6 protein-coding genes and 1 riboswitch are annotated in these 7,323 nt (G+C 75.6%); of the genes, 2 read left to right on the top strand and 4 right to left on the bottom strand.

Annotation, left to right across the window (positions count from 1 at the left end; translation table 11 throughout):
* Positions 1-87 precede the first annotated feature (87 nt).
* Complete coding sequence (locus ACFQ6N_RS30090; RefSeq protein ID WP_380655726.1) at positions 88-1,668, bottom strand: glycosyltransferase family 39 protein; 1,581 nt, start codon at positions 1,666-1,668, stop codon at positions 88-90.
* Positions 1,669-1,844: 176 nt separating this feature from the next.
* Positions 1,845-1,987: riboswitch (SAM riboswitch) on the top strand.
* Positions 1,988-2,186: 199 nt separating this feature from the next.
* Here ACFQ6N_RS30090 and ACFQ6N_RS30085 point away from each other — a divergent pair.
* Positions 2,187-2,900, top strand: a complete 714-nt coding sequence (locus ACFQ6N_RS30085) for an IclR family transcriptional regulator (RefSeq protein ID WP_380655724.1) — start codon at positions 2,187-2,189, stop codon at positions 2,898-2,900.
* An 87-nt stretch (positions 2,901-2,987) separates the two neighbouring features.
* Here ACFQ6N_RS30085 and ACFQ6N_RS30080 read toward each other — a convergent pair whose 3' ends face one another.
* The 3 genes from ACFQ6N_RS30080 to ACFQ6N_RS30070 form a co-directional block, all read right to left on the bottom strand.
* Complete coding sequence (locus ACFQ6N_RS30080; RefSeq protein ID WP_380655722.1) at positions 2,988-4,241, bottom strand: threonine/serine exporter family protein; 1,254 nt, start codon at positions 4,239-4,241, stop codon at positions 2,988-2,990.
* 103 nt (positions 4,242-4,344) lie between these two features.
* Positions 4,345-5,892 carry a sensor histidine kinase gene (locus ACFQ6N_RS30075; protein ID WP_380655720.1) on the bottom strand — a complete coding sequence of 516 codons (1,548 nt, stop codon included), beginning with the start codon at positions 5,890-5,892 and terminating at the stop codon, positions 4,345-4,347.
* The gene (locus ACFQ6N_RS30070; RefSeq protein ID WP_380655718.1) at positions 5,885-6,562 is read right to left on the bottom strand and encodes a response regulator transcription factor; all 678 of its coding nucleotides are present in this window, start codon (positions 6,560-6,562) and stop codon (positions 5,885-5,887) included. The genes ACFQ6N_RS30075 and ACFQ6N_RS30070 overlap by 8 nt, the downstream gene beginning before the upstream one ends.
* Before the next feature lie 140 nt (positions 6,563-6,702).
* On the opposite strand from ACFQ6N_RS30070, the gene ACFQ6N_RS30065 reads away from it, so the two are divergent.
* Positions 6,703-7,317 carry a hypothetical protein gene (locus tag ACFQ6N_RS30065; RefSeq protein ID WP_380655716.1) on the top strand — a complete coding sequence of 205 codons (615 nt, stop codon included), beginning with the start codon at positions 6,703-6,705 and terminating at the stop codon, positions 7,315-7,317.
* Positions 7,318-7,323 lie beyond the last annotated feature (6 nt).

Genomic DNA, 7,323 nt, shown 5'->3' with positions numbered 1-7,323 from the left:
GCCTCTCCCGCACCGGTGTGCGGGGGAGGCGGCCCTCGTCGTCGGTCCGGGCCCTCGCCCGGGCCCGTGCGGTTCGAGGCCCGTCGCTCAGGTCAGCGAGCAGCCCTTCGTGCTCTTCGCGGTGATCGCCTCGGCCGTGTACGGGCAGGAGAAGCCGATCCAGCTGAGCTTGGGCCACAGCTGCGGCCACGGCTCGCGCGGGTTGCGGCAGACCAGGAACTCGGTGTTCTGGTCGGCGACCGGCAGGTCCGTCTCGAACTTGCCGTTGGGCTCGCAGCTCGCGAAGTGGGCGCCGAACTCCTCCCGGTTCACACCGACCGCGATGACCACGGTGGTGTCGTCGGCGGGCCGGCCGAAGTCGGCGTAGGAGTTGTGCCCGCTGTAGACGGGCGGCAGCCCGTTCTCCGGCCCGTACCGGTCCAGGGCGCCCGCCAGGCCGTAGTGGTTGGCGTAGACGACGGCGTGCGCGCGGTCCTGCGGGGACAGCGACCGGTCGACGGCGGCCACCTCCTGGGCGAGCCGGGGCCAGCCCGCCTGGTCGAGCTGGAAGACGCCCAGCCCCTTCAGCACGGGGTTCGACCCGTACCACGCGATCGGCAGGACCGGCAGCATCAGCACGACCGACAGCAGCGCGTTGCCGACCAGGGCGGTCCCGGCCAGCGAGCGGCGGAAGGTGCTCCGCGCCCACTCCACCGTCGCGACGGAGCCCGCCGCCAGCAGCACCAGCGGGAGGCCGCCGGTGTACTCCGGCTTCCCGCCGATGGCCAGCAGCAGCACCACCAGGAACAGGTAGCCGACGCCGACCGGCCGGAACGCCCGCCAGGCCGGGCGGCGCAGCAGGGCCACCAGCCCGGCGACCCACACCGGCGTGAGGAACAGGCCGACCAGCAGCACCTGGAACGGGACGAAGGCGACCCGGGAGTCGGACCCAAGGGCGACCTGCAGCGCGTCGCTCATCTCCACGGCCGGCCAGCCGTGGGTGATCTGCCACAGCACCGCCGGGGTCGCGAGCACCGTGGCGATCGCGGCGCCCCACCACAGGTGCCGGCTGCGCAGGACGGCGCGCGGACCCACCGCCAGCACGCCCACCAGCAGGGACAGGACCACCAGCACCACGAGGTTCTTGGCGAGCATGCCCACGCCGGTGACCGCGCCGACGGCGAGCCAGAGCCGGGTGTCGCCGGTGCGCAGCAGCCGGACGAACAGCCAGCCCAGCGTCACCCAGACCAGGAGGTCCGGGCCGTTGGTGGTCAGCACGTGGCCGGCGTTGAGGGTGACGACCGTCGCGGCCGACGCGGCGGCGGCGAAGACCTGGCCGCCGCGCTCGCCGCCGAGTTCGCGGGCGGTGAAGCCCGCCACCCACACCACCAGGCCGGTCATCAGGGCCGGCAGGACGCGCAGACCGGTCAGGGTGTCGCCGAACAGCGTGGTCTCCACCCAGGCGATCACCGAGACCAGCGGGGGCTGGTCGACGTACCCCCAGGCGAGGTGTCCGCCGGACACCCGGTTGTACAGCTCGTCGACGTGGTACCCGTTCCGCCCCGACAGGGCGAGCAGCAGCACGACCACCGCGGCGGAGACGGCGAGCAGGGGCCGCCGGTACAGGACGGGGGCCGCCGCTAAGCGGCCCTGGGACGAGGTCGAAGGATTTCTGGTCGTGGTCGCCACGTGTCCACACTCTTTCTGTCCGCGGGTTGGGCCGTGCGGACGGATTGTCTCGGGCACGTCGCGGGCGGGCGACCATGTTGACTTGTAGGAGAAACTCGCCGTCCCGGGCTTGCGCGGGGTGGGGCGCAGTGGGGAGGTTTGGCGGCGGACCCGGGGAATCTTGTATGGTTCTTCGCGAATCATCCAGAGGGGTGGAGGGACCGGCCCTACGAAGCCCCGGCAACTCCCCGTTCGACCCGGCGTCCGAAGCACGCGCCGCGTCGTCCGGTACGAGTGCCAACTCCGGCCTGTCGCCAAACCGGCGCGGGGAAGATGAGGAGACACGGTGCTCTCTGTACTGTCCTTCGTCCGGGCGCTTTCCGTCCCGGCCCTTTCGCGTACCCGTCCCGTGCCCGGCGCAGGCAATCGGCCGACTTCTCAGGCCCGTCCCCGCTGACCACCCCCACGGCTCCCCGCCCGGAGCCCCCGTATGCGGAACCCACGTGCCGCCCACGGGACTTGAGACGGAGTACCCATCCATGGACATCACGAGCGGCGTCGGCGTGCTCGACAAGGTCACCTCGATCCTCGGCACCCTGGAGGCCGGTCCCGCCACCCTGGCCGGACTGGTCGCCGCCACCGGCCTGGCACGCCCCACCGCCCACCGGCTCGCGGTCGCACTCGAACACCACCGCCTGGTCGCCAGGGACCTCCAGGGCCGGTTCATCCTCGGCCCCAGGGTCGGTGAGCTCTCGGCGGCGGCCGGTGAGGACCGGCTGCTGGCCGCCGCCGGCTCGGTCCTGACGCACCTGCGGGACGTCAGCGGCGAGAGCGCCCAGCTCTACCGCCGCCAGGGGGAGATCCGGATCTGCGTGGCCGCCGCCGAGCGCCTCACCGGTCTGCGCGACACCGTCCCGGTGGGGGTGACTCTGCCGATGAAGGTCGGTTCCGCCGCCCAGGTCCTGCTGGCCTGGGAGGAGCCCGAGCGGCTCCACCGAGGCCTCCAGGGCGCCCGGTTCACCGCCACCGCCCTCAGCGGGGTCCGGCGGCGCGGCTGGGCCCAGTCCATCGGCGAGCGCGAACTCGGGGTCGCCTCGGTCTCCGCGCCCGTGCGCGGCCCGTCCAACCGGGTGGTGGCCGCGGTCTCGGTCTCCGGCCCGGTCGAACGGCTCACCCGCCACCCCGGCGCCCACCTGTCCCAGGCGGTGGTCGAGGCGGCGGACCGCCTCACCGAGGCGCTGCGGCACGCCTGACCCGGCATGCCGCCGCCCCGTCCCTCCGTCCGTTCCTCCGTCCGTTCCGGCGGTGCCCGTTCCGCCGGTGCCCGGTGCCCGCCCGGGTCAGGTCCGGGGGCGCAGCACGGGGAGGGAGGGGCGGGGGATCCGGCTGATGACCGAGCCGATCAGGGTGCCGATCGACACCCCGAACACCGCCGACACGGCCGCCAGCACCGACTGCGCCCCGTTCCCGACCTCGATCTGCGCGGTGTTCAGCAGGCCGAAGGAGCCCGGCACCACGATCCAGAACGCCGGGAGGTAGAGCACCTGCCAGAGCGGGCCGCCCGGCAGCCAGTGCACCAGGGTGGCCGCGATCGCGGCGGAGACCGCGCCGGCCAGGCCGCCTATGGCCGCGCCGTGCGCCGAGCCGACCACCACCTGGACGGTGACGCTCACCGCGATCACCGCGACGATCCACGGGACGGCCGGCAGCGGGGTGTTCACGTTGATCACGACACCGGCCACGGCCAGTGCCAGCCCCAGCCCGATGACCCACCAACTCGGCTTGGCCACCTGGACGTTGGCCAGGGCCGTGGCGGGCATGCCGATCGCGGTGGCGGCCGCGGCCACCCCGGCGAGGAACAGTGCCAGCTGCACCGCGCCGGACACCAGCCGGGCCGAACCGGCGCTGGCCGCGCCCGCGGCGATCTCCGACAGCCCGGTGACCAGCAGTCCGCCCGGCAGCAGGATCGCCAGCGTGGCCACGATCGTCCGCAGCGGGCCGTCCAGCAGGGAGGCCCGGGCGAGCGACAGGACCAGCAGCGCCACCAGGAACCCGGCCGTGACGGGCAGCAGCGGCCGCAGGTACGGAAGCCGCCGGGCGAGGACGGTCAGCCCCACCACGACCAGCGAGCCGGCCCCGGCGGCCAGCACGTTCGCCGTCGCGGGCTGGAGGAACAGGCAGACCCCGACCCCGACCGGCAGCGCCCCGAGGTCCGCGACCCAGCCGGGCAGGCGGGGCGGCGTCCGGCGGATCCGGTCCAGTTCGGCGAGGGCCCCCGGCCCGTCGAGGCCGCCCGCGCGGAGCCGGTGCACCACGTGGAGGACGTCCGCCGTCTGTTCGAACCGCAGCGCGCCGCCGACCGGTTGGAAGCGGGTGGCCTCGTCCGCGTCCAGGGCGACGAACAGCCCGTTGGTCAGTGCGGCGACCCGGACGTCCGGGGCTCCCATCGCCCGCCCCAGCCGGTGGAGTTCCTCCTCGACCTCATGGACGGGAAGGCCGCCGCCCAGGAGGGCTTCGCCCAGTTCGAGCAGCAGACGGCGGAGCGGGTCGGGCGGGGCGTCGGTGCCCCGGACCGGGGGAGACTTGCTAGACATGGCAGGTATCGTCCCACCCCGCCCGGTTCGGTCCGACTGTGCCCCGGTCTGTTCGCTTCCGGCCGCTTCCCTGACGCCCCTTCCGGGCCCCGGATTGCCCCCTTCAGCCTGCGGCGGGCCCGGTCCGCGTCGGCAGGCAGGTGCGGAAGACGGCCGTCCCCGGGGTGTCGAGGACGGTGAGGGTGCCGCCGTGCACGGCGGCGATGTCCCGGGCGATCGGGAGACCGAGGCCGGTGCCGCCGTCGTCGCGGCTGCGGGCGTCGTCGAGGCGGGCGAACCGTTCGAAGACCTTCTCCCGGTCGGCCGGCTCGATCGGCGGACCGTCGTTGGCGACGTCGAGGTGGGCCAGCCCGGTGGCCGGGTCGGCGCGCAGGCGCACGGTGACCCGCCGACGGGCGTGGCGCTGGGCGTTGTCGAGCAGGTTGGTCAGCAGGCGGCCCAGCCACAGCGGGTTGCCGTGCACGGTGACCGGTTCGGGGGCGTCGACGGTGACCGGGTGCGGCCCGTCGGCGCGGGCCGCGACGCCGGCCCGGACGAGTTCGGCGAGGTCGACGGACTCGTGGGGCCAGTCGTGTCCGGTGGCGTCGAGGCGGGCGAGCAGGAGCAGGTCGGTGGCGAGGGCCTGGAGGCGCTCGGTGTCCTCCAGGGCACCGGCCACCAGCTCGGTGCGGACGTCGGGATCGGGGTGGGTGCGGGCGACTTCGAGCTGGGTGCGCAGCACGGTGAGCGGGCTGCGCAGCTCGTGCGAGGCGTCGGCGATGAAGCGGCGCTGCCGGGCCCCGGCGGCCTCCAGCCGTTCGAGCATGGCGTTCATGGTGCCGGCGAGGCGGGCGATCTCGTCGTCGCTGCGGGGCTCGGGGACCCGGCGGTCCAGGTCGCGGTCGCCGATGGCGGCCACCTCGGCGCGGATGGCCTCGACCGGACGCAGGGCGCGGCCGGTCGCCCGCCAGGTCAGGGCGGCGGTGGTGAGCAGCAGGACGGCGCTCAGCGCGGCGAGGGCGGCGGTGGTGAGGTCCTCGGCGGCGTCGGCGGTGCGCAGCGAGGCGCCGACGTGCACGGTGACCGGGCCGGTGGGGGTGGTCGCGGTGACGGTGGTGACGCGCTGGTGGTGCTCGTCGCCGAGCGCCCGGAGGTTGAAGGAGTCGTGGCCGTCCGGGTGGTCCGCCGGGGCGACCGTGGGGTGGCCGGCCAGGTTCTGGCTGGTGGCGACGACCCGGCCGGCCGCGTCGACGACCTGGATGAAACCGGTGCCGTGGTCGAGCGGGAGCGGGCTGGTGAGGTGCCCGTCGGCGGCGAGCCGGGCGACGGCCAGGGCCTGCTCACGGGCGCCGGTCTCGACGGTGCGCTCCAGGTTGACGCGCAGCAGCAGCACGACGGCCGCCGAGGCGACGGCGAGGACGACGGCCACGCTGAGGCAGGCGGCGAGGGTGGTGCGGGTGCGGACCGAGCGCGGCGCCAGCCGGTCGCGGAGCGCGGCGGCGCGCGGGTGACGGGCGAGCCGGGTGGCGGCGGCGAGCGCCCGGCGGAGCGCCCGGGGGCGGAAGCGGGGCCGGGGCCGGGGCTCGGGTCGAGTGCCGGGTCGCGGCTCGGGGCGTGTGCCGGGGCGGGGTACGGGCCGGGGCCCGGGGCCGGTGGTCGTCGGGTCAGCCACCGTCGGCCGCCAGCCGGTAGCCGGCGCCGCGCACGGTCTGCACCGCGGCCCGCCCGTACGGGGTGTCGATCTTGCGCCGCAGGGCGCTGACGTGGACCTCGACGGTGTTCGGGTCGCCGTCGGGGGCGCCGTCCCACACGGCGTCGAGGATCTCCCGCTTGGAGACGGCCTCGCCGGCCCGGCGGGCGAGGTGGTCGAGGATGGCGAACTCGCGGGGGGTGAGGGGGATCACGGCGTCGGCCCGCGTGCAGGTGCGGGCGGCGGAGTCGACGACGAGGTCGCCGAGGACGGTGCGCCGGGGCGCGCGGCTGCCGATACGGCGGGCGAGCGCCCGCAGCCGGGCGACCAGGACGACGAAGGAGAACGGCTTGGACAGGTAGTCGTCGGCGCCGGTGTCCAGCGCCTCGGCCTCGTCCCACTCGCCGTCCTTGGCGGTCAGCATCAGGATGCCGACGTCGCTGCCGGAGGCCCGCAGGCGGGAGCAGACCCGGTAGCCGTTGAGGCCGGGCAGCATGATGTCGAGCACGATCACGTCGTAGGGCTGGTCCATGGCCCTGGCCAGGCCGGACAGCCCGTCGTGGGCGAGGTCGACCGTGAAGCCCTCGGCCGCCAGCCCGAGCCGCAGGGCCAGGGCCAGCCGTCGTTCGTCCTCCACCACCAGTACGCGCATGCCCACCAGGGTGGCAGGTCCCCGGAGTGCTCGGCCGCGGGTGCCCTCCGGTCTTCAGCCGATCTTCAGCTAGGCCCGGACATGCTGGGGGTTCTCGCCCGGGGAAGGCCCCGGGCCGGTCGAGGATCGGGGTGGGTGCCGTGAGCGAGCCCATGGAAGCCGGGGAGCCGTCGGCGCCGCAGGATTCGTCGGAGCCGCTGGAGCCGCTGGAGCCGCTGGAGCCGCTGGAGCCGTCGAAGGCCGGGGGCCGGACGCGGACGGGGCTGGGCCGGGCCGGGCGGTGGGTGCGGCGCCGGTCCGGGCGCTGGGTCGTGGCCGGTGCGGCGGCGGTGGTGGTGCTCGGCGGCGGTGCCGCGGCGGTCGCGCTCCACCACGAGGGCGAGGGCCACGGTGACCGGAAGGTCGCGGGCGAGCGGGACCGGTACGACGGCCGGGACGCGCGGGACGGCCGGGACGCCGGGGAGGGCCGGGACGCGCGCGCGGGCCGGGGGAGCCACCACGGCGGCCGGGGCGAGCAGGGCGCGGGCGGGCACGGTGCCCCGGCGCCGCTGCCGTCGACCGCCGCGGCCGACGCGCTCGCCAAGGCGTCGTCGGCGGTGTCCGGCGGCAGGGTCGAGTCGCTCTCCCCGGTGGCCGAGCAGGGCGGCGGCCGCGGCTGGCAGGCCGTCGTCGTCGGCCCGGACGGGGTGCGGCACCGGGTGACGGTGGACGGCGCCGACGGCAGCGTCACCGGCAACACCGTCATGGGCGGCTGACCCACT

The organism is Kitasatospora sp. NPDC056446 (assembly GCF_042796115.1).
GTDB lineage: Bacteria > Actinomycetota > Actinomycetes > Streptomycetales > Streptomycetaceae > Kitasatospora.
The sequence above is the reverse complement of the archived record's forward strand: the minus strand, read 5'-3'. Positions and strand labels throughout refer to the sequence as shown.